The following is a 20755-nucleotide window of genomic DNA, read 5'->3' as shown; positions in this document are numbered from 1 at the left end:
CGGAGACACAGCGCGGGGCCGGCCGGGGCGGCGCAGCGTAACCGCGCCGCCCCTCGGCCCAAAGCGCTGCTCCGCCGGCTCACTTCACGTCGAGCAGGACGATCTCGCCGTCGTTGAAGAGCGGGACGAGCAGGCGATCTCTCGCGCGATCCCAGCCGAGATCGGCGGGGCTCGGGAGATCCGCCGCGAGCGTGGAGACGCGCGGCGCCGCGTCCCCGGCGGGGTCGATCTCGAAGACGGCGCCCGCGTCCCAGCTCGACACGAGGAGCCGGCCGTCGTCGAGGCGCACGAGGCCGTCCAGCGTGCCAGCGGGCAGGGAGATCTCGCGCCGGAGCTTCCCCGAGGCGTCGAGCGCGTCGACCCGCGCTGCGCCGAGGTAAGCCACCCAGATCTCGCCTTCCGCGCACGCCACGCCGTTCGGGTGCGGCAGCGCGGGATCCGCGATCAACCGGGAGACCTCCCCGCCCGGATCGACCGAGACGAGCGCATCGGTGCCGATCGAGGCGAACGCGCCGTCCTCGATGGCCACGCCGGAGTCCGAGACCACGATCGACCCGTCGGGCATGGCCGCGACATCGTTGAGCAAGCCGGCGCCGGCCACCTCGATGTCCTCGATCGGCGCGCCGTCGCTCGCGTCGAAGACGCGGATCGCGTCGATATCGGCCACATAGAGCCTGCCGCCCGCGATGGCCATGCCCTTCGGGGCGTTCAGCGTCACGCCCTCCGACGCGCCGTCGATCCATGTCAAATCGAGGACCTCGCCGTCCGGCGAGACGCGCGAGATGAACGCGCGGTCGTCCTTCTCGACGGGTGAGCCGACGATGTTCGAGACCAGGTAAACGTCGCGCTCCTCGTCGTGGAGCACGGACTCGGGTGTGCTGAAGCCGCCGACGCGGCGGAGCTCCGGTGCGGCCGGGGCCTCGCTCTCGGCGCACGCCGGGAGGACGGCAGAGAGGCAGGCGAGGACCGCGGCGGCGCGTTTCGATTGCGTTTTCATGGTGTGATCTCTCGTGTGAACGGGCCGGCGACGCGCCGGCTGGTGCGCCTACCCTGCGCCGGGTCGCCGCGCGGCGCGCGCCCGCGGCGCTCATTGGTGCGCCCGAAACGCTCACGCCCCGGTCTGCGCCGCCGCCGGCGAAGGCACGGCGGCCCGCGCGAGCCGCTGAGCCACGCCCGGCCACGGCTCGTCTCGACCAGGGGAGAGCCGATCGTTCAAGGCGTCTCGGTCGTGCCACCCGACCCGAAATTGAAACCTGCAAGACAACGAATTACAGGTCCACGTCGCTTGCTCGACCCCACGCGGCGCCGCCATGCATCGTCCGTGCTGAACGACGCGAACCCCCGCTCTCCGCAGGTGCGGTGCTGACGAATGAGCACGGGTCCAGCTCGAACGGCGCGTGACGCGGGCGCCGGCGCCTGCACGGGGCGAGCGCGCGAAACGTCTTGGTCGACATGCCCCGCACCTCCCGGGCCGCACCGGCGACACGCCGTGAGTCGAGAGCGGATATCGAATACTTGACAAGTGTTGCGCCCCCGACAATCATGCGTTCACTGTGGTCCGGCCGAAACGTGGTCCCCTGTAATGCAGTGTTTTTCAGATCCAGATCCCCAGACGCTGCTCAACGAGCAGGTCGCGGCGCTCCGCAGGCGCGTCGCGGAGCTGGAGCAGGCGCTGGCCGAGGCGCAGCAGCCGGGCGCGGCGACGCACGAGGCGCAGCCAGACGAGCGCGATCCTGGGCTCCTGGCCAGCCTCTTCGCGGCGGAGGCCTCGGGGTACGTCGCGATGCTCGACGCGATCCCGGCGATGGTGTTCTTCAAGGATCGACACCACCGGTACCTCGCCGTCAACAAGGCCTACGCGGCGCACTATCACCTCTCGGCCGACAGGATCATCGGGAAGCGCGATGAGGACATTTTCGTCGAAGAGGTCGCGCGCAGCTACCGCGACAACGACGAGAACATCATGTCGGAGGGGATCCCGCGGCTCAACGTGGAGCTCCAGTGGAAGCTCGAGGACGGGAGCGACGGCTGGACGCTGGAGAACAACGTCCCGTTCCGCGACGCGAGCGGGCGCGTGATCGGGATGGTCGGGGTCGTGGTCGACATGACCGCACGAAAGAGGACGGAAGAGGCCCTGCGGAGCACCGAGGCCGATCTCCTCGCCATCCAATCGCGCCTGCTCGAGACGATAGCCGCTCTCTCGACCCCGGTCCTGCCCATCGAGCACGGCATCATCCTCGTGCCGCTCATCGGCCATCTCGACACGGCGCGGGGCAGCCAGCTCATGGAGGCCCTCCTGCAAGGCGTGGAGCGCCACGACGCCGAGCTCGTGATCGTCGATCTCACCGGCGTCCCGATGATCGACAGCGCCGTCGCGCACCACCTCCTGCGCACGGTGCACGCCGCGCGCCTGCTCGGCGCCGAGTGCGTCCTAGTGGGGATGTCCGCGAGCACCGCCGCAGCGCTCGCGAGCCTCGGCGAGACGCTGGAGGGGATCGTCCTCCTGAGAGATCTCCGGGCCGGTGTGCGTTACGCGATGGCGCGGCGGAAGGCCATGGCCCGCGTGCATCCGATGGCGCCACCGTAGATGGCGAGAGACATCGAGAGACACCAGCAGACCTGTCCCACTCCCCCGCACATGCTCTTCCACGCATCCTTCCCCGCGGCCTTCCACGTAACAGCCGGCCTCGCGCCCCCTCGAAGTCCTCACGCGCCAGGTCTCGCTTGACCCTCCGGCGAGGCGCCGGTTACATTCCGTTCAGCCTTTTGACGCTTCATTCCCGGCTGGTGTAGAGCGGGCCGGTTCACCTCTTCACCACCCCTCAGCGAGCTCGCCGCGCCCGGTGTCCCCCGCGCGTCGAGCGGTCAGACCCGCGATGACGCCGCGTATCCGCCCGTTGCCCCTCGACAAAGTCCACCCTGCCAATACCGCCCTCCTCGTCATCGACATGCAGCGGGACTTCGTCGAGGAGGGCGCGCCCTGCGAAGCGCGCGGGGCGCTCGAGATCGTGCGGAGAATCAACGCGCTCGTCGCGTGGGCGAGAGGGCGTGAGCTGCCCGTCGTCTTCACGCAGGAGATGCACAGGGCCGATCGGTGCGACTTCGGCATCGAGCTGGAGTTCGAGCCGCTGCACTGCCTCGAGGGATCCCGCGGCGCCGACATGGTCGATGGGCTGCGGATCGAGCCGCAGGATCATCGGATCTTCACCAAGCGGCGCTACGACTGTTTTCTGGGCACCGACCTCGACCTGCTGCTCCGGTGCAAGCGGGTGGAGAACCTCATCTGCTGCGGCGTGTGCACGAACATCTGCGTGCTCAGCACCGTGCTCACCGCGAGGAACCTGGATTACCGCGTGCTGCTCCCGGTCGACGCCGTGGCCGGGACCTCACGGGAGCTCCACGACGCCGCGATCCTCTGCATGAGCAACGCGTTCGCCTACGTCACCGAGAGCGCCTCGGTGATGCAGCTCTTCGGCTGACGGATGCCCGGCGACCGAGCGCCGCGGGCCCCGTCGCGACAGTGCGAGCGACCGCCGCCGCGCTGGCTCGCGCTCGGCCGCCCCGTTTCCGCCAGGGTCCGTCTCGCGCTCGGCGCGGCGAGCTTCCTCGCCACCCTCGCGGCGTACGCCTGGCTAACGGGCCGCGACGGGGTGAACACCGCCCTCGCTCCCACGCTCGCGAGCATCGGGCGGGCGACGGCCGACGCGCTCGGCTCGGCGGAGCTCTGGCTCGACGTCCGCTACAGCTTCCTGCGGGTCACGGCCGGGTTCGTGGCCGCCGCGCTCCTCGCGGTGCCGCTCGGCGTGCTCGCCGGCGCGTTCCGATCGATCGCCGCGCTGATCGAGCCGCCGACCGAGTTCCTCCGCTATGTCCCCGTGCCGGCGCTGATCCCGCTCGTCATGATCGCGGCGGGCATCGGCGAGGGCGCGAAGGTCCTCCTCGTCTTCCTGGGGACCTTCTTCCAGCTGCTGCTCATGACCGCGGACGAGGTGCGGCGGGTCCCGGCGCCGCTGCTCCAGGTCAGCCAGAGCCTCGGCGCCACCCGGCGGGAGATCGTCTGGCGCGTGCTGGCCCCGGCCGCCCTCCCCGGCATCTGGAGCGCGCTGCGCATGTGCAACGGCTGGGCGTGGAGCTACGTCGTCGTCGCGGAGCTCGTGGCCGCCACCGAGGGCCTCGGCTTCCGCGTCCTCAGGTTCTATCGCTTCATCCAGACGCCCAGCATCTACGCGTACCTGGCGGTGCTGGGCGCGATCGGCCTGGGGCTCGACTGGGCGTTCGGCGCGGCGCACCGCCGGCTCTTCCGCTGGGCCAGGGGGCGCGACGCGTGACGCTCTCCGTGCGCGGCGTCAGCAAGGCGTTCGCCGGCCGTCGCGGCGAGACCAGCGCCCTCTGCCCGCTCGACCTCGATGTCGGCGAGGGCGAGTTCGTGAGCCTCGTGGGCCCCTCCGGGTGCGGGAAATCGACGCTGCTGCACATCGTCGCGGGGCTCGAGCCGGCGACCACCGGGACCGTCACGCTCGGCGGCGAGCGCGTCCTCGGCCCCGGCGCCGAGCTCGGCGTCGTGTTCCAGCAACAGACGCTCTTCCCGTGGCTCAGCGTGCGGGAGAACGTCCGCTTCCCGCTGACGCTGGCCCGCCACCGCAGCCGGGCGCGGCACGCCGGCCCCGAGCGAGAGGCGGACCGCGTCGAGCGCCTGCTGCGCCTCGTCGATCTGTGGGAGTTCCGCGACAGCGCGCCCGCGGAGCTGAGCGGCGGCATGCAGCAGCGCGCCGCGCTGGCGCGGGCGCTCGCCGCGCAGCCGGAGGTGCTGCTGATGGATGAGCCGTTCGGCGCCCTCGACGCCCAGACACGTGAGGAGATGCAGGGGCTCCTGCTCCATGTGATCCAGCATCACCGGATCACGACGCTCTTCGTCACCCACGACGTGGATGAGGCCCTGATCCTGTCCGATCGCGTGGTGGTCTTCTCCGAGCGCCCCGGCCGCGTCGTGGCCACCTTCGACGTGCCGGTACCGCGGGCGGATCGCTCGCCCGACCTCAAGCTCGACGAGGCGTTGCTGCGCCTCAAACGGGATATCCTCTCGCTCCTGCGGGGGAGGGCCCGCCCCGAGGAGCAGCGCCGCCGCTTGCTCCTCGGGCTCACGCATACGCCGAGGGGAGAGGATCCATGAACCGAAGGACCGTCGTGCTAGAGCTCGGGGCAGCGCTCGCCTGCCTCGTCCTGTCGCCAGGCTGCTCGAAGAAGGACGAGCCAGCGCGCGAGATGCCCGCCGCCGCCGCGCCGGGCGAGAAGCCCGGGGCCGCGGCGAACGCGCCGGTGAAGCTGACCGTGGGACACGACCTGTGGATCGGCTATGCGGGCGTGTTCATCGCGAACGAGCTCGGGCTGTTCAAGCAGGCTGGCCTCGACGTCGAGCTCAAGCCGTTCTCGAACCCCGGGGACACGCTGCCGGCGCTGGCCGCGGGGAAGCTCGATATCGGCCTGACGACCCTGCAGAACCTGGCCGTGCTGAGCGGCAACGGCGACACGGACGTCGTGGCCATCGCGCTCATCGACAGCTCGAACGGCGCGGACGCGGTGGTGGCGAAGGAGGGCGTCGCGTCCATGACCGAGCTCAAGGGCAAGACGGTCGCGCTCACCCTCGGCGAGGTCAATCACATGCTGTTCCTCACCGGCCTGAAGAAGGCCGGGGTCGCCCCGGACGACGTGAAGATCACGAGCATGAGCGCCGACGACGCCGGGGCCGCGTTCGTCGCGGGGAAGGTCGACGCCGCGGTCACCTGGGAGCCGTGGATCACCAAGGCGACCAAGGGCGGCGGTCACGTGATCTTCTCGAGCGCCAGCGTCCCCGACACCATCATGGACGCGGTGGCCGTGCGCCGATCGCGGCTCGCCGAGTCCGGTGACGCCTGCTCGAGGTTCATCGGCGCCATCGATCAGGGGGTGCGCGTCCTGCGCGGCGAGCCCGACAAGGCGATTCCCATCGTCGGAAAGTACTTGAACGCTCCGCCCGAGGACGTGAAGGGCATGCTGGCCGGCGACAAGATCTACGACCTGGCGGAGAACAAGCAGCTCTTCGGCACGGCGGAGAAGGCCGGCCCCGTGTACGCCTCGATGAAGGCGGTGGTCGACTTCGCGGTCGAGTCCAAGCTCGTCAAGAAGGCGCCGGCGCCGGAGTCGCTGCTCGACCCGAGGCTCGTCCGATGAGCCGCGACGAGGCGCTCATGGCGCGCGCGCTGGAGCTCGCGCGCGGCGCGCAGCGCGCGGGCGAGCCGCCGTTCGGCGCCCTGGTGGCCGCCCCCGACGGCACCGTCGTCGCCGAGGCGACCGACGAGGTGAACGCCCAGCGCGACTTCACGTGGCACGCCGAGGTCGGCGCTGTCCGCCGCGCCTGCGCGGCCGCCGGGCCGGACCTGACGGGCTACACGCTGTACACCACCGTGGAGCCGTGCCCGATGTGCTTCACCGCGGCCTGGCTCGCCCGGGTGAGCCGCGTCATCTTCGGCTGCACGATGCAGGAGGTCACGGCGGCGACAGGCGGCGCGCAGCGCGAGCTGGCCGTCCCCGCGCGCTGGATGAACGAGAACTCCGGCGCTCCCGTCGATCTCGTCGGCGGTGTCCTCGCCGACCGGTGCCTCGCGCTCTTCAGCCCGTCGTGACGCGCTCGCCCGCGCCGACAGGACCGGCGATCCCGCGTTCAGGAAGCGCTTTCTGGAGAGCATCTCCGCCGACGCCCGCACGCTGACGCTCGCCCGCGCGCGGCTCAAGGAAGATCCCTCCTCGGCCCGGCACGTGCCCTCGTAGGGTTCCCGCGCGGGCGGACAGCATCGGTCCGGATTGAGTGTTGCTCAGGAAGCAGCCGCGCTGAATCGGTGCTCGATTCCGAGCAACGCGCGGGCAGAGCGCGCCGGAGAGACGCCGAGATCCGCGGTCAAACAGCGACATGGAGGCAACGGCGTCAAGGCACGCAGGTTGCAGATTGCCGCGCGCCAGCACGGCCATCGATCTCACACCGGCGACATCGGCGCGCCCAACCCCTTTCCGGAGTCTTTCATGACTGACCGTATCGCTCGTCTCAAGGCCTCGCCCTCCGTGGCTGTCAAGGAGAAGCTCGATTACCCCGTCATCGACACGGACATCCACACCAACGATTACTCGCCGGCGCTGGAGGATTTCGTCGCCACCTACGGAGGCGCCAAGCTCGTCGACGACCTGCGCAAGGCGCTGAGCTCCCGCCGCCGCAACGCCGAGAACAGCAGCGGCAAGGACTGGTACAGCCAGACGCCCGAGGAGCGGCAGCACTACCGCACGGTCAGGTCGCCGTGGTGGGCGCGGGTGACGCGCAACACGCTGGACGTGGCCACGTACCACCTGCCGGAGCTGCTCGCCGAGCGCCTCGAGGAGCAAGGGTCCGATTACTCGGTCCTGTTCCCGAACAACACCCTCGCGCCGCTCGCCGTGAAGGACCCGGGCTCGCGGCAGGCGCTCCAGCGCGCGATCAACCATTACCACGCGGAGCTGTTTCGCAAGTACAGCGACCGCCTCACCCCGGTCGCCGGCATCCCGCTGAACACGCCCGAGGAGGGCATCGAAGAGCTGGAGTTCGCCGTCAAGAAGCTGGGGCTCAAGGCGATCAACATCGCCGGCGGCGTGCGCCGCCCCATCAAAGCGATCGCGGAGAAGTACCCGCCGGCGCACCACCCGGAGATCGCGAAGTACGCGACGTACATCGATTTCTACGGCATCGACAGCGAGTACAACTACGATCCTTTCTGGGCGAAGGTTGTCGAGCTCGGCGTGCCTGTCCTCACCCATTACGGGAGCCAGGGCTGGACGGGGCGCTCGTCGATCAGCAACTACATGAACAACCACGTCGGCCACTTCGCCGACGGCTCGGAGGCGTTCGCCAAGGCGCTGTTCTTCGGCGGCGTCACCCGCCGCTTCCCCGGGCTGCGCATCGGCATGCTCGAGGGCGGGGCGGACTGGGGCGCGCGGGTCTACATCCACCTTGTCGACCGCTTCCAGAAGCGCGGCCCGGAGGGCCTGAAGCATTACGACCCGTCGGCGACCGATCGCGCGCTCTTCACCGAGCTCTTCCGGCGCTACGGCGCGGATCTCGCAAAGCTTTCAAACGGGCGCTCCATCGAGGGCGAGCAGCTGATCGCCGACACGCTGGGGGCCGGGTACACGAGCGACGCCCGCCAGCCTGCGCCGGAGTACCGCAATGACTTCGCGGCCGCGGGCATCGAGAAGATCGAGGACATCCGCGACCGCTGGGTCAATAACTTCTTCTTCGGATCCGAGTCGGACGACCGCACCATCGCGTCCGCGTTCAACGCCAAGGCGAACCCGCTCGGCGTGAAGATCAACGCCATCTACTCCTCCGACGTCGGCCACTGGGACGTCCCCGACCTGACCGAGGCGCTCGCGGAGAGCTGGAAGCTCGTGGAGGAGGGCGTCCTCAGCGCCGAGGACTTCAAGGCGTATGTGTTCGAGAACCCGTACAAGCTCTATACGGAGGCCAACGCGAGCTTCTTCAAGGGCACGCGGGTCGAGGAGAAGCTGAAGCGCAAGGCGGGCGCCGGTGACGAGCGGCGCGGCCCGCAGCCGGGCGCGAGGAGCGAGGGTCTACCCGGCAAGCCGGTCGAAATACGCGCGTAGCGCCGCGGCGTCGAGCCCTGCCCCGAGCGCGAACATCAGCGCGAGCCTCGCCTTGGGCCCCGAGAGCGCGCCCGCGGCGATCACCCCGAGGTCCCGGAGCCGCCGCCCGCCGCCGGGCGCGCCGTACGTCGGCGTGACCCGCCCGCCGGGGCAGCGCGAGCTCAGCACCACCGGCGTGCCGGCCTGCACCAGCGCGCCGATCGCCCCCTCCCAGCTCCCGCAGACGTTCCCCGCGCCCGAGCCCTCGATCACCACCCCGCGCGCCCCGGCATCGAGGAGCGCGCGCAGGAGGAGATCGTCCATCCCGGACGCCATCTTCACGAGGTAGACCCGCGGCTCGGGCGGCGCGAGCGGCAGCGTCGGCGTCCTCGCGGGGCGCGCGTGGACGCGGACGCCCTCGCCGTCGACCCAGCCGAGCGGCCCCACGCCCGGCGAGGCGAACGTGCCGAGCGCGGTCGTGTGGGTCTTCATCACGCACCGCGCGGCGTGGATCTCGTCGTTCAGCGCGACGAGCACGCCGAGCCCCCGCGCCGACGGGTCGACCGCGATCCGCGCGGCCGAGACGAGGTTGCGCGGGCCGTCGGTCCCCGCGGTGCTCGCGTCCCGCATCGCCCCTGTGAGCACCACCGGGGTGTCCCCGTCGAGCAGCAGATCCAGCGCGAACGCCGTCTCTTCGAGCGTGTCCGTGCCGTGGGTGACGACGACGCCGGCCACCTCGGGGTCACCCTGAAGATCGCGCACGGCGCGCGCGAGCGCCGCGATCCTGTCCGGGCCGAGGTTCCAGCTGCTCTCGAGGCAGAACTCGGTGACGGCGATCTCGGCGACGCGGCCGAGCGCGGGCACGTCGGCGACGAGCTCCTCCGCGCGGACGGCGGGCACGGCGGCGCCCGTCTTCGGGTCGACGCGGCTCGCGATGGTACCGCCGGTGGTGACGAGGTGAACACGAGGCATGGATGGTTGTTCGCGTGAAGCCGATCAGCGCATGTGCGCGAGCGGGAGCCCCGCGACGGGCGCGCGGAACGTGAGGAGGTGGGGCATCGCCAGCGACCCCATGTAACACGTGCGGAGATCGGGGCCGCCGAACGCGATGCTCGTGGGCAGCTGCAGGGTGTTTCCCGCGCAGGCGCCGAGATCGGCCGGCTCGATGGTCCCGTTCCTCTGCTTCAGGGTCATCGTCTCGAGGACTGCAGGGCGCGGATCCTCGAAGACGGTCTGGTAGCTGCCGTCGGGGAAGATCACCGCGAGGCCGTTGCGACAGACGGCCGCCACCCAGATGTTGCCCTCGGCGTCGAAGGCGAAGCCATCCATGTACCCGCCGATGCCGAGGCTGTCGGGCCCGAACTGCTCGGGATCGCCGAGACTGCCGTCGTCGCGCACCGGGAACCGGAGGAGGCGGCCGGGGACGGTCTCGACGGCGTACAGGAACCGCTCGGCGGCGTCGAGGCGCACCTCGTTCGTCAAGCTGAGGCCGTCGGCCACGATGCGAGCGCCCTTCTCGTCGACGAGCACGATGTACCCATCGCGGATGCTGCCCACGACCGCGGTCCACCACGGGAGATGCCGTGTCGTGACGGAGATCCAGAGGCGATCCCGCGAGTCGATGAAGCAGAAGTTCACGGCGCCGAGCGGCTTGCCGTCGATGGAGTCGAGGAGGACCTCGGACCGGCCGTCGCGGTGGAGCTTGTGGATCTTGCCGCCGGACATGCTGGCGACGATGAGGTTGCCCTGCCGATCCATCGCCATGCCGTTCGGCTCGGGCACCTCGGGGCCGAGGGTCGCCTGCCTGCCATCCGGCTCGATGCGCGTCGCGATACCGCGAGCATCCGAGGTCCAGAGCGTGCCGCCGGGCTCGGCGATCACGCACTCCGGCCGGACAAGGCCTTGCCCGACGTACTCGATCCGAGACAGCTCGAGGGTGAAACCCCTGACAGATGACATCCAACGACCTCCCGGCACGGCGCCGCGCCGCGCTCGCTCGACGCGGGCCAGCATAACACCCCCCTCGCCGATGGGGACATCTCGATCAGGCGCACCGCCCCGAGGCCGACAGGCTCGGGAACGAGATCGCTCAGGAGCTCGCCTTGAGCGCGGTGAACTCGCCTGGATCGTGGATGGTCGGGGGATTGGTCCCGCCGCCGATGAAGTCCTCCGTCCGGTCGTACATGCCGAAGTGGGTCACCGGCCCCGAACCGCCCCGCGCCGGGAAGCCATCCGGTCCTGCCTTGACGCCGAGGGCGTTCATCAAGCTGCAGTAGTACTTGTTGATCGGCGCGTTGGCGAGCGACGGATCGGTCCCTGTTTCTTGGGAGATCGCGTCGACCTGGTCCGACGTGCCGTCGGCACACGTGATCTCGCTGTTGCCGGTCGTGAGATCGGGCGAGCCGTCATCGACGTTCACGGCCCAGCCGGTCTTGAAATAGCCGCCGGCGCTGCCGGCCTGGACGATCGGAAGGTTGTTGAGGTTGCGGGCGCAGCCGTCCGACACGTCCTGGAACCACACGGCCGCGCAGTTGTCGAGGAGCGTCCCGTCGCCCTCCTCGATACGGTTCAGCTGCTCGACGAGGTGGGCGAACTTCCTCGCATAGTAGTCGTCGATCGTGAGGAGCATGTCGATGGCCCCCGGGACACAGGTGCCCGTCATGCCCGCATTGTCCAGGCGACGCGAGAGGCTGGCGCTCTCGCGGTTCACGCCGAGCCCCTTGAAGACGTAGTTCCCGGGGTATTTCAGGAGGATGACGGGGTTCGCGTTGCACGCCGCCGCGAGCACGGCGAGGTTCGAACAGAGGTCCGCTCCATCCAGGCTGTCCGAGATTCGCTGCGTCAGCACGTCGTCGACGCTCGGGCGCGTGATCGCCAGGGCGACGTTCTCTTGCGTCGCGCCGAGCGCCGTGGCGAGCGACGTGTTGCACTGCGCAGAAGCCACCACGTTTCCTGTCGAGCTGAGGAGCTCCTTCCAGGCTGCGAGCTTCTGCTTGTCGGAACGGCTCATGTCGAACCGCTCGAGCCTCTGCAGATCGTCCTTCACGACGTCGAGGACGCTCTTGCCGCGCATCGCCGCGTAGGTGTCCGGAGACGTCGGCTTCCCCGCCTCGAAGAGGCCCGTGAGGCTGCTGAAGGCCTGCGACGCGTTGACGCCCTTGAAGAGGGTCACGGCGGCGGAGTAGGAGATCGCCGACTGAGGGTTTTCGTTCTGACCAGCCGTGTTCAAGAGCAACGGCGTGCCTTGCGGGGTGAGCTGTCGTGCGATGACGTGGTCCAGCGAGGGACCGGTCGGTTGGGCGTTGAACTTCGTCGCCTGGTCGAAGCTGAACGGGTCGTCGCTGTTGGGCGTGACCGGGTGGCAAGTGAAGTACGACCCGTTCACCTGCGTGTGGGGATCGTTCCCCTGCCCCCGCTCCAGCTTCGCCGTCCACTCGTTCATCGCGCGGATGCCTCGGGGCATGAGGAGCTTGTCGACGTGAGGCGCCAGGTGCTTGAGCGTCGTCGGCTGGAGGTCCGCGGCGGTGAGCGGCCCGTGCGACTTCTTCGGGAACCACCGCGTCGTGATGCAGCCATAGGGCGTGAACATCACGATCAGCCGCTTCGGCGGCGCGGCCTGCTGCGCCATCACGGTTCGGTCGAGGATCGAGCCGAGGAACGGCGCCGCGACGCAAGCTCCGCCCAGCCCCCGGAGGAAAATTCTTCGGTTCATGCGCTTTGACATGGTCGTACTTTTCCTACCTCAATGGACGCAAGCGCCCGGCTGCCACTCGGAACGCCCTCGGATGCCCGAGCTTGTCACGGATCCATGTCCCCTTAATCCCCGCGGATCCGTGAACGTATTTGCAATTCGCTCGGCCGGTCGTGTTCCTCGAGCGGAGCGATGCCCTGCCGATCACCGCTCGACGCGGCAGCCCGGCAGGTCGTGGCAGTCCTCGAGAGCGATCTCGGAACAGGGCGTCGAGGTGCTCTCGCAGTACTGGGCGGTCAAACGATTGCGCTTACCGCAGGCGTCGGCATCGCGCCCTCGCCGCGATCTGCGCGGCGAGGGCGCGCCTCGCAAGGTCCCTCACGAGGCGATCGACCGACGTCACGTCGAGCTGCGCGAGCGGCTCACGCAGCGCCGCGGATCCTCACGGCGCGCCGGCGCGCGCGCAGGGCAGCGAGCCCCCCGAGGAGGACGAGCCATGGGGGTGTCCCCTGGAATCCGGGCCCCATCTGGCAATGCCAACCACCGCTGTCGCCGCCTGGCGGGCCGCCACCAGCGCCGCTCTGCGCGCCGGCTCCACCGGCGCTCCCTCCTTCGCCCGTCCCGCTGGTAGCGCCTGCGCTCGTGCTCGTGGTGCCTTCGCTGCCGCCGGCACCGCTGGCATCGCCGCCGCTTCCGGCAGCGCCGCCGCTGCCGCCCTCTCCGCCACCGCTGCTGCCGGCGCCACCCTCTCCACCTGCGCTGGGCACGCATACGCCAGCCTGGCACACCCCTGAGCCCGGACGCTGCCCAGGAACATAGAGGTGCACGAGGGGGGACGGGTAGTACGGACTGCCGAGCGTGCCGCCCGCTATCAGAACGCGACCGTCATCCAGCCGCGCCCTCACGCTATAGGTGAGCGGGATGTTCAAGGCCGGCCCCGGCGACCAGATGCCCCTCGCAGGATCGTAAAGCTCAGCCGTATAATCGAGCGAATACTGACCATCACCATCCAGATCGCCCACCACGAGCACCCTGCCGTCGGCAAGAAGCACGACCTCATTGATATACCGTGGGGCGACCATCTCCCCCGCTGACGTCCAGGTGTCGTTCGCCGGATCGTAGAGCTCGGCTATCGCGCGGGCGATGCCCTCGGAGCTGCCCCCCACCACGAGCACCCTGCCGTCCTGGAGCAGCGTGGCCGCATGCGCCGCGCGTGCCTGGCGCATCGACGCCACAGGCGTCCAGACGTCGGTCGCCGGGTCGTACACCTCGGCGCTCGCCCCATCGTCGCTGCTGCCGCCCGCGACCAGCACTCTGCCGTCCTGGAGCAGCGTCGCCGTGTGGTTGTATCGCCGCGCGTTCGCGGTCGCGACCAAGGTCCAGACGTCCGCGGCGGGGTCATACACCTCCGCGGACGCGTCGCTGCCCCCCATGACGAGCACCCTCCCGTCCTGGAGCAGCGTCGCCGTGCCAAACATGTGACTCCGGACCATGAGGGGCGCAGCCTGCTCCCATGCGCCCGTGGCCGGGTTGAACCGGTCCACGCGATCGCCACTGATCACAAGGACCGTGCCGTCCCGCAGCAGCGGCGTGGGGCGCATGATCGACCGCACCTGCGGAGTCGTCCCCTCGATGAGCTGCCATCGATCCATGCTCGGGTCGTAGCGCATCGCCATCCCGCGTGTGGCCGAGCTATCCTCCACCCCGAGGACCAGCACCGTGCCGTCCTGCAGCAACGTGGCCGTGTGGGCGTGCTTCATCTCGTTCGGCATCCGCGCCGCGGCCTGCCAGGCATCCGGCGTCCCGGCGAAATCGCAGCGCGCGCCGTCCGGCTTCTCGGGCGCACGCCCCGAGCACCCGAGCGCAGGATCGCATGCGGGAGGCTCGTGACAGCCGTCCGTCGCCTGGCAGCTCGCCGGGCTCGCCGCGACGCAAGCGCCCGCCTCGCATGTGCTCGTCGCGGAGCACACCTCGGCGTCGTCGCACGGGGTTCCGTCGGGTGCAGGGACGCCGCCGGCGCAGGTGCCCGCCTCGCAGACACCCCCCTTGAGGCACGCGCCAGTGTCGTCGCAGGGCGTGCCCGAGATCGGCGTGCAGGCGCCGTCCTTCGTGGCCCCCGCCGAGGCCGCGCACGCGTCGCACGGACCGGCGCAGGCCGCATCGCAGCAGACCGAATCCGCGCAGAAGCCGCTCGCGCAGTCGCCGCCGGCCTCACAGGCCGCGCCGAGCGGCGCGCGTTCGTGGAAGAGCAGGGCGGAGGCCGTCGGCACCGGCGCATCGACGGGCGAGCCGGACGCGACAAGCCCGCCGACGATCAGCACGCTGCCGTCGTCGAGGCTCGTCGCCGTGTGATACCCGCGCGCCATCGTCTCCGGCGGCTCCACCTCGAGGGGTACCCAGAAAGCCTTCGCCGGATCATACAGCTCCAGCGCGGCGCTGAACTCGCTGTAGCGCCACTCGTTCAAGAGCTGGCCATTCTGGTCCTGGATTCCGCAGATGTACGTCACCATGCCTCCTGTCAGGAGGACGCTTCCGCTGGGAAGCAGCGAGACGCCCAGGCCCATGTCGTAGTCCCCGTCCGGGAAGCATTCAGGATACGGGTCGTAGAAAGGGTCATGCCCCGGGATCGCCACCCAGACATCGGCCTTGGGGAGGTAATGCTGCGAGGTATGCGTGTTCCAGAAGGGGTATCCGCCCACGAAGAGGACATCGCCGCTGGCGAGCCGCGTCGCGGGGGACGCCATGGCCCCGCCGAGGAACCCGGAGGTCGGTGTCCAGGAATCGGTCTCCGGATCGTAGATATTGGCGCGGTTGCTGCCCGCTGCGAGCACGCGGCCGTCGCGGAGCAACGTCGCGGTCCTGGCGGTCGCGCCGCTCAGCGATCGGATGGGGGTCCAGGTGCCCGCGGCGTCATCATAGATGCTGCCCGCGAGGGAGCCCGACGCCTGGCCGAGCATCATCAGCTTGCCGCTCGGGAGGGCCACGGCGCGGGGCGCGGCGAGGCCCGGCGTCAGGGGCGCCGCCGCTTGCCACTGATCGAGAGCCGGGGAATAGACCTCGACATGCTCGCCGTCCGTCGAGAGGGCCAGCCCGCTCGGCAGGAGGGCCGTCGCGGCGACCTCGCGGAGCGGGCTGCGGAGCGGCGCGGCGGGCGCCCACGTCTTGCTCGCCGGGCCATAGACCTCGACCTCTCGAAGGAGCGTTGTCCCGTCGCTGCCGTGGCCGCCCGCCACGAGCACCCGGCCATCCGGGAGCAACGTGGCCGTATGCCCGCTGCGCGGGGTGATCATCGCAGGTAACTCCTCCCAGGACGGCGTTCCGTCGGCCCAGACCTCTCCCGCTGGCAACACCACCGCCGCGCAGGCCAGGGCAACTCCCGGGTACCGGCTCGATCGCATTCCGTCTCTCTCTCCTTCGCCGCCTCAGATGCCTCCCGATCACGGAACATTCAGCTCCTGGAGCACCGCCGGGGCTAACGAGCGCTAGAACCCTTCCACCATCTTTGAACCATGCTGACGAAGCATTCCGCGCGACCCGGCGGTGTGCCTTCCAGCGCGTCCACGACCTCGAGACGGATGCCGCGAGCCTCACGGGCACGGCGAGCGGGCCGCCGAAGCGGACCACGTGGCGGCCTGCCTCTCGCGCGGCGCCCGGGCGGCCCAGGCGCCCCTGCGCGCGCTCGGCGTCAACCGACCGCTCGAGCTCGCCATGGTCCCGGCGCAGCACGGTGCGAGGCCCATTCCCTCGAGCCACGATTTTTTCCATGAGATGTTCTCAAAACCCTCCCGAACAGAGGTTTCAAACAAATTCTGGCAATTCACAGCCATGACCCGCAATGGGCCACACCCGTGATTCAGCGAGAGCGCTCCCGTCCGGCCCATCGCTTTTTGGCTCACGACGCGTGAAGCCCCCTTTTCGCCGTCGCCGTCTGTGCAATGGATCTGCGCGTCGATGCCGCTCGTCTTTCTGCCCGGCGATCTCCGCTTCTTCCTCTGGGACGACACGGCCGTGGATCGGCTCGCGGCCCGGTCGCTCGGCGCGACGACCCCGGCGGAGGCGGTCGTGGTCTCCGAGGCGGGCCGGGCCGTGAGGAAGACCGGAGAGGCCGCGGCGCTCCTGGACGGCCTGTCCGCGCTCGCCAGCATGGCCCAGGACGACCTCGGGCGAGCTCCGCCGTCCGTCGCCGCATGGAGCCTGGCGAGCAAGCTCGCCCTCGATCTCGTGGTGCGCGAGCGGGTCGTGCCCCGCGTGGTGCCGGCCGGCGCCGCAGGGGGGCGCACGGAGGCCCGCTGGGCGGTGTCGCTCGCCGCCCCGGAGGACGCCGCGCGCGTCGCGGCGCTCGCCCGGGCCATGCCGCCGGCCGCGCACGCGGTGCCAGCGGGCGCGCAGGCCGCCCCCGCTCACGAGGGCCGCGGGCGCCCCCGCGGGCCCCGCGCCGCGGAGGTCTGGTCCGCCGAGGCCCTGCTGCGCGCCTTCCTGGACGCCGCGGCCGACGCGCTCGCGCGCGGCGGCGCCACCGATCGCCCGGCGCGCGCGCCGCGCCCCGCGCACGCCCCGTGGGAGCGTCGGCTGGTGCTCGCCCTGACGGGTCCGCAGCGCGCCTTCGCCGCAGAAGGCCTCGCCGAGCGCGCGCTCGTGGCCGATCTCGACGCATGGATCCGGCCCGCGCTCGGCGCCTGCGACGCGCTGCGCGCCTGCTTCCGGCTGGAGCTGCCCCAGGGCGACCGCGGCTTCGTGCTCCGCTTCCTGCTGCAGGCGACCGACGATGCCAGCCTGCTCGTGCCCGCCGCCGACGTGTGGAAGACCCAGGGGCGCATGCTGAAGGCGCTCGGGCGGGCGTTCTCCGACGCCGAGGAGGTCCTCCTCGGCGCGCTCGGCGCCGCGGCGCGGCTCTTCGCGCCGATCGCCCGCGCCCTCGGCGAGGCGCGGCCGGAGCGCGTGGACCTCGACCCCGCGGAGGCGTGGGCCTTCCTCGCGCAGGCCGCGCCGGCGCTGGGCGAGGCCGGGTTCGGCGTGGTCGTGCCGGGCGAGCTCCTGGCCTCGGGGCAGCGCCGCCTGCGCCTTCGCATGCGCGTCGGCGCGGCGCGCCGCACCGCCGGCGTCGTCGCGGGCAGCGCCGGGCTCGGCCTCGACGAGGCGCTCGATTTCGTGTGGGAGGCGGCGCTCGGCGACGAGGCGCTCTCCGCGCGCGAGCTCGCCGCCCTCGCGCGGCAGAAATCGCCGCTCGTCCGGCACCGCGGGGCCTGGGTGGTCGTGGTCCCCGAGGAGCTCGCCGAGATAGCGCGGCGCCTCGAGGCCGGCGGCGGTCGCATCTCGGCGCGCGAGGCGCTGGAGGGCGCGCTCGCCGGCGAGACCCACGTCGACGGCCTGGCCGTCCCCGTGGTCGCCGAGGGCGCGCTCGCGCGCGCGATGGAGCGGCTCCGCTCGGGCGCCGAGCGCGCCGCCGCGCCGCCCGCGGGGTTCGTGGGGACGCTGCGCCCGTACCAGGCGCGCGGCGTCGCCTGGCTGCAGACGATGGCGAGCCTCGGCCTGGGCGCCTGCCTCGCCGACGACATGGGCCTGGGCAAGACCGTCCAGCTGCTCGCGTTCCTTGTCGGCCGGCGGGCGGCGGCGCCCGAGGACACGCGCCCGACGCTGCTCGTCGCCCCGACGTCGGTCGTCGGCAACTGGGAGCGGGAGGCGGCGCGGTTCGCCCCTGCCCTGCCCCTCGTGCGGCACTACGGCGAGGGGCGCGCCCGCTCGGCCGAGGAGCTCGCGTCGCGGGCCTCCGGCGCGAGCGAGCGGCCCGCCCAGGGAAGCGACGGCGGCGCGCGCCGCGCGGGCGGCGGGCTCGTCCTGACCACGTACGGCCTGCTCCGCCGCGACGCCGCGGCGCTCGCCGCCGTCGACTGGGCGGCCGTCGTGCTGGACGAGGCGCAGAACATCAAGAACGCCTCGTCGCGCACCGCCCGCGCCGCGCGCGCGCTCCGCGCCCCGCACCGCGTCGCAATGACCGGAACGCCCGTCGAGAACCGCCTCGCCGAGCTCTGGTCGATCCTCGAGTTCGCGAACCCCGGACTGCTCGGCCCGCTCGAGGCGTTCCGGCGCGCCTACGCGGTGCCCATCGAGCGCTACGGCGACCGGAAGGCCGCAGAGCGGCTCCGGCGCGTCGCCGGGCCGTTCCTGTTGCGACGCATCAAGAACGATCCCGCCGTGCTTCAGGACCTTCCGCCGAAGGACGAGGCCAGGGTCTTCTGCGCGCTCACGCGCGAGCAGGTGACGCTCTACCAGGCGGCGCTCGACGAGGCGATGCGCCGCATCGAGGAGGCCGAGGGCATCGAGCGGCGCGGGCTCGTGCTCTCGCTGCTGACGGTGCTCAAGCAGATCTGCAACCACCCGGCGCAGTGCCTCGGGGAGGCGGGGCCGCTCGCGGGCCGGTCAGGCAAGCTCGCGCGGCTCACCGAGATGCTCGAGGAGGCGCTCGCGGCGGGCGATCGCGCGCTCGTGTTCACGCAGTTCCGCGAGATGGGCGACCGGCTCGTCCGGCACCTCGCGCCCTCGCTCGACACGGAGGTCCTCTTCCTGCACGGCGGCACGCCGAGGCTCGCGCGCGACGAGATGGTGCGGCGGTTCCAGGACGATCCGCGGGGGCCGCGCGTGTTCGTCCTCTCGCTGAAGGCCGGCGGCGCGGGGCTCAACCTGACGGCGGCGAGCCACGTGTTCCACTTCGATCGCTGGTGGAACCCCGCGGTCGAGGATCAGGCGACGGACCGCGCGCACCGGATCGGGCAGCGGCGCGCGGTGCAGGTCCACAAGCTCGTCTGCGCGGGCACCGTGGAGGAGAAGGTCGACCGGATGCTGGAGCAGAAGCGCGATCTGGCGGCGCAGGTGGTCGGCCAGGGCGAGGCGTGGATCACCGAGCTCGACGACGCGGCGCTGCGCGAGCTGTTCGCGCTGTCGAGGGACGCCGTGACCGGCGCCGGCGAGCTGGACGATCGCGAGGAGCCGGAGCCGGACCCTGCGAAGGAGCGCGGCGACGCGCTGGACGGGCGCGGCGTGCCGGAAGGCGAGCGCGGCGCGCACGAAGGCGGTCGCGGCGATTCACCGCGCGCGCGGCAGGTGCGCCGCGCCGAGAGCCGGCGGGCGGGCGCGGGGCCTCGGGTGAACCGAGCGCGGGGAGGAGCGCCCACATGAGCCCGCCGGCGCGATGGGCGTCGTTCCACCGGGAGGCCGGGCCGAAGCCGCCGCCGCCGGCGCGAGGCATCCGGATGAAGCGGGCCGGCACGACCTGGTGGGGGAAGCGCTGGCTGGAGGCGCTGGAGCGGATGGCGCCGGACGACGCGGGCCGCCTTGCGCGCGGGCGCACGTACGCGCGCGCGGGCAGGACGCACGATCTCACGGTGAAGCCCGGCCTCGTGACCGCGCGCGTGACCGGCTCGCAGCCGAGGCCGTACAAGGTGATCGTCACGATCGCGCGGCTCGACGACGCCACCTGGGCGAAGGCGATCGCCGCCATGGCGAAGCGGGCGAGCTTCGCGGCGGCGCTCCTCGCGGGACAGATGCCGGAGGAGATCGAGACCGCGTTCCAGAGCGCCGGGACGAGCTTGTTCCCGGAGCGGCCTGAGGACCTCACCACGGCCTGCTCGTGCCCCGACGCCGCGAACCCCTGCAAGCACGTCGCCGCGACGCACTACGTGCTCGGCGAGGCGTTCGACAAGGACCCCTTCCTGCTGTTCGAGCTGCGCGGGCGCACGCGCGAGCAGGTGATCGAGGCGATCCGCGCCGCGCGGGGCGCTCCCGCGCGCGCCAGGCGGGCGGGCGCCGGCAAAGGCGCCCCCTGCGCCGGTGAGGCGCCGGCGATCGCGACGGTGACGCCCGGCAAGATGGCGGCGAAAGACTACGACGCCTGGCGCGAGGCGCCGCCGGCGCTCGACGTGGCGCTGGACCCACCCGCGGCCCACGCGGCGCTCCTGTCGCAGCTCGGCGCGCCGCCAGGCTGGACCGAGGAGCGCTCTCCGGCGGATCTCTTCGGACCGCTCCTCCGGGCGGCGTCGGAGCGGGCGCGGGAGATCGCGATGGCGGAGGGCGCGCCACGGGCGCGAGAGCCCGGCTGAGGCGCGCGTCAGCAGTTCCGCGCGGCGGCGGCGCCGACCCGGGTCGCGGCGGCGCGCACGGCCGCCCGCTCCGACTCGGAGAGCACGACGTTCAGCTCGAGCACGTCGCAATCGCCGCTCCGCTCCACGTTCACGCTCACCTGGTCCAGGTCGATCCGCTCGTACTTCGAGATCACCTGGAGCAGCTCCTGCTTGAGCCGCGGCAGGTAGTCCGGCTCGCCCGTCGGGCGCACGCGCTCGCGCGCCACGATGATCTGCAGACGCTCCTTCGCCACGCTGGCCGACTTCGGCTGCGACTTACGGAAATAGTCCATGATCGACATGGCAGAAC

At 71.4% G+C, this 20755-nt stretch carries 15 protein-coding genes; 9 read left to right on the top strand and 6 right to left on the bottom strand.

Features of this window, described 5'->3' with window-relative positions; all coding sequences use genetic code 11:
* Positions 1–79: 79 nt before the first annotated feature.
* Positions 80–997, bottom strand: a complete 918-nt coding sequence (locus POL72_RS27905) for an SMP-30/gluconolactonase/LRE family protein (RefSeq protein WP_272098807.1) — start codon at positions 995–997, stop codon at positions 80–82.
* 585 nt (positions 998–1582) lie between these two features.
* On the opposite strand from POL72_RS27905, the gene POL72_RS27900 reads away from it, so the two are divergent.
* The 7 genes from POL72_RS27900 (at position 1583) to POL72_RS27870 (ending at position 8661) form a co-directional block, all read left to right on the top strand.
* Positions 1583–2587, top strand: a complete 1005-nt coding sequence (locus tag POL72_RS27900) for a PAS domain-containing protein (RefSeq protein ID WP_272098805.1) — start codon at positions 1583–1585, stop codon at positions 2585–2587.
* Between the two features lie 289 nt (positions 2588–2876).
* Positions 2877–3479: a cysteine hydrolase family protein gene (locus POL72_RS27895; protein ID WP_272098803.1), complete on the top strand. Its 603-nt coding sequence runs from the start codon at positions 2877–2879 to the stop codon at positions 3477–3479.
* A gap of 3 nt (positions 3480–3482) precedes the next feature.
* Complete coding sequence (locus POL72_RS27890; protein WP_272098801.1) at positions 3483–4328, top strand: ABC transporter permease; 846 nt, start codon at positions 3483–3485, stop codon at positions 4326–4328.
* Positions 4325–5170: an ABC transporter ATP-binding protein gene (locus POL72_RS27885; RefSeq protein WP_272098799.1), complete on the top strand. Its 846-nt coding sequence runs from the start codon at positions 4325–4327 to the stop codon at positions 5168–5170. Before POL72_RS27890 ends, POL72_RS27885 begins: the two co-directional genes overlap by 4 nt.
* Entirely contained in the window at positions 5167–6207 is a 1041-nt protein-coding gene (locus POL72_RS27880; protein ID WP_272098797.1) for an aliphatic sulfonate ABC transporter substrate-binding protein, read from the top strand. Before POL72_RS27885 ends, POL72_RS27880 begins: the two co-directional genes overlap by 4 nt.
* Positions 6204–6659: a nucleoside deaminase gene (locus POL72_RS27875; RefSeq protein WP_272098795.1), complete on the top strand. Its 456-nt coding sequence runs from the start codon at positions 6204–6206 to the stop codon at positions 6657–6659. Before POL72_RS27880 ends, POL72_RS27875 begins: the two co-directional genes overlap by 4 nt.
* Before the next feature lie 394 nt (positions 6660–7053).
* Positions 7054–8661 carry an amidohydrolase family protein gene (locus POL72_RS27870; protein WP_272098793.1) on the top strand — a complete coding sequence of 536 codons (1608 nt, stop codon included), beginning with the start codon at positions 7054–7056 and terminating at the stop codon, positions 8659–8661.
* On the opposite strand, the gene POL72_RS27865 is transcribed toward POL72_RS27870, so the two are convergent.
* The 4 genes from POL72_RS27865 to POL72_RS27850 form a co-directional block, all read right to left on the bottom strand.
* Entirely contained in the window at positions 8629–9612 is a 984-nt protein-coding gene (locus POL72_RS27865; protein WP_272098791.1) for an asparaginase, read from the bottom strand. The two genes, POL72_RS27870 and POL72_RS27865, sit on opposite strands and share 33 nt — an antisense overlap.
* Positions 9613–9636: 24 nt before the next feature.
* Positions 9637–10599 carry an SMP-30/gluconolactonase/LRE family protein gene (locus POL72_RS27860; RefSeq protein ID WP_272098789.1) on the bottom strand — a complete coding sequence of 321 codons (963 nt, stop codon included), beginning with the start codon at positions 10597–10599 and terminating at the stop codon, positions 9637–9639.
* Positions 10600–10729: 130 nt separating this feature from the next.
* On the bottom strand, positions 10730–12352 hold the full coding sequence (locus POL72_RS27855) for a DUF1552 domain-containing protein (RefSeq protein WP_272098787.1): 1623 nt from the start codon (positions 12350–12352) through the stop codon (positions 10730–10732).
* Positions 12353–12753: 401 nt separating this feature from the next.
* Positions 12754–15729 (bottom strand): tRNA wybutosine-synthesizing protein 4 beta-propeller domain-containing protein, encoded by a 2976-nt coding sequence (locus tag POL72_RS27850; protein ID WP_272098785.1) that lies wholly within the window; start codon positions 15727–15729, stop codon positions 12754–12756.
* 553 nt (positions 15730–16282) lie between these two features.
* On the opposite strand from POL72_RS27850, the gene POL72_RS27845 reads away from it, so the two are divergent.
* Entirely contained in the window at positions 16283–19504 is a 3222-nt protein-coding gene (locus POL72_RS27845) for a DEAD/DEAH box helicase (protein ID WP_272098783.1), read from the top strand.
* A complete protein-coding gene (locus tag POL72_RS27840) occupies positions 19501–20424 on the top strand; it encodes an SWIM zinc finger family protein (protein WP_272098781.1) in 924 nt (307 codons plus the stop codon). Before POL72_RS27845 ends, POL72_RS27840 begins: the two co-directional genes overlap by 4 nt.
* An 8-nt stretch (positions 20425–20432) precedes the next feature.
* Here POL72_RS27840 and minE read toward each other — a convergent pair whose 3' ends face one another.
* On the bottom strand, positions 20433–20747 hold the full coding sequence (minE, locus tag POL72_RS27835) for a cell division topological specificity factor MinE (protein ID WP_272098778.1): 315 nt from the start codon (positions 20745–20747) through the stop codon (positions 20433–20435).
* Positions 20748–20755 lie beyond the last annotated feature (8 nt).

This window comes from Sorangium aterium (genome assembly GCF_028368935.1).
Taxonomy (GTDB): domain Bacteria; phylum Myxococcota_A; class Polyangia; order Polyangiales; family Polyangiaceae; genus Sorangium; species Sorangium atrum.
Note: the sequence above shows the minus strand (reverse complement) of the source record. Positions and strands in the feature narration are given on the sequence as shown.

Coding starts and splice junctions, on each gene's coding strand:
- POL72_RS27905 (WP_272098807.1), bottom strand. CDS start 997: ATGAAAACGCAATCGAAACGCGCCGCCGCGGTCCTCGCCTGCCTCTCT.
- POL72_RS27900 (WP_272098805.1), top strand. CDS start 1,583: ATGCAGTGTTTTTCAGATCCAGATCCCCAGACGCTGCTCAACGAGCAG.
- POL72_RS27895 (WP_272098803.1), top strand. CDS start 2,877: ATGACGCCGCGTATCCGCCCGTTGCCCCTCGACAAAGTCCACCCTGCC.
- POL72_RS27890 (WP_272098801.1), top strand. CDS start 3,483: ATGCCCGGCGACCGAGCGCCGCGGGCCCCGTCGCGACAGTGCGAGCGA.
- POL72_RS27880 (WP_272098797.1), top strand. CDS start 5,167: ATGAACCGAAGGACCGTCGTGCTAGAGCTCGGGGCAGCGCTCGCCTGC.
- POL72_RS27875 (WP_272098795.1), top strand. CDS start 6,204: ATGAGCCGCGACGAGGCGCTCATGGCGCGCGCGCTGGAGCTCGCGCGC.
- POL72_RS27870 (WP_272098793.1), top strand. CDS start 7,054: ATGACTGACCGTATCGCTCGTCTCAAGGCCTCGCCCTCCGTGGCTGTC.
- POL72_RS27865 (WP_272098791.1), bottom strand. CDS start 9,612: ATGCCTCGTGTTCACCTCGTCACCACCGGCGGTACCATCGCGAGCCGC.
- POL72_RS27860 (WP_272098789.1), bottom strand. CDS start 10,599: ATGTCATCTGTCAGGGGTTTCACCCTCGAGCTGTCTCGGATCGAGTAC.
- POL72_RS27855 (WP_272098787.1), bottom strand. CDS start 12,352: ATGAACCGAAGAATTTTCCTCCGGGGGCTGGGCGGAGCTTGCGTCGCG.
- POL72_RS27850 (WP_272098785.1), bottom strand. CDS start 15,729: ATGCGATCGAGCCGGTACCCGGGAGTTGCCCTGGCCTGCGCGGCGGTG.
- POL72_RS27845 (WP_272098783.1), top strand. CDS start 16,283: ATGCCGCTCGTCTTTCTGCCCGGCGATCTCCGCTTCTTCCTCTGGGAC.
- POL72_RS27840 (WP_272098781.1), top strand. CDS start 19,501: ATGAGCCCGCCGGCGCGATGGGCGTCGTTCCACCGGGAGGCCGGGCCG.
- minE (WP_272098778.1), bottom strand. CDS start 20,747: ATGTCGATCATGGACTATTTCCGTAAGTCGCAGCCGAAGTCGGCCAGC.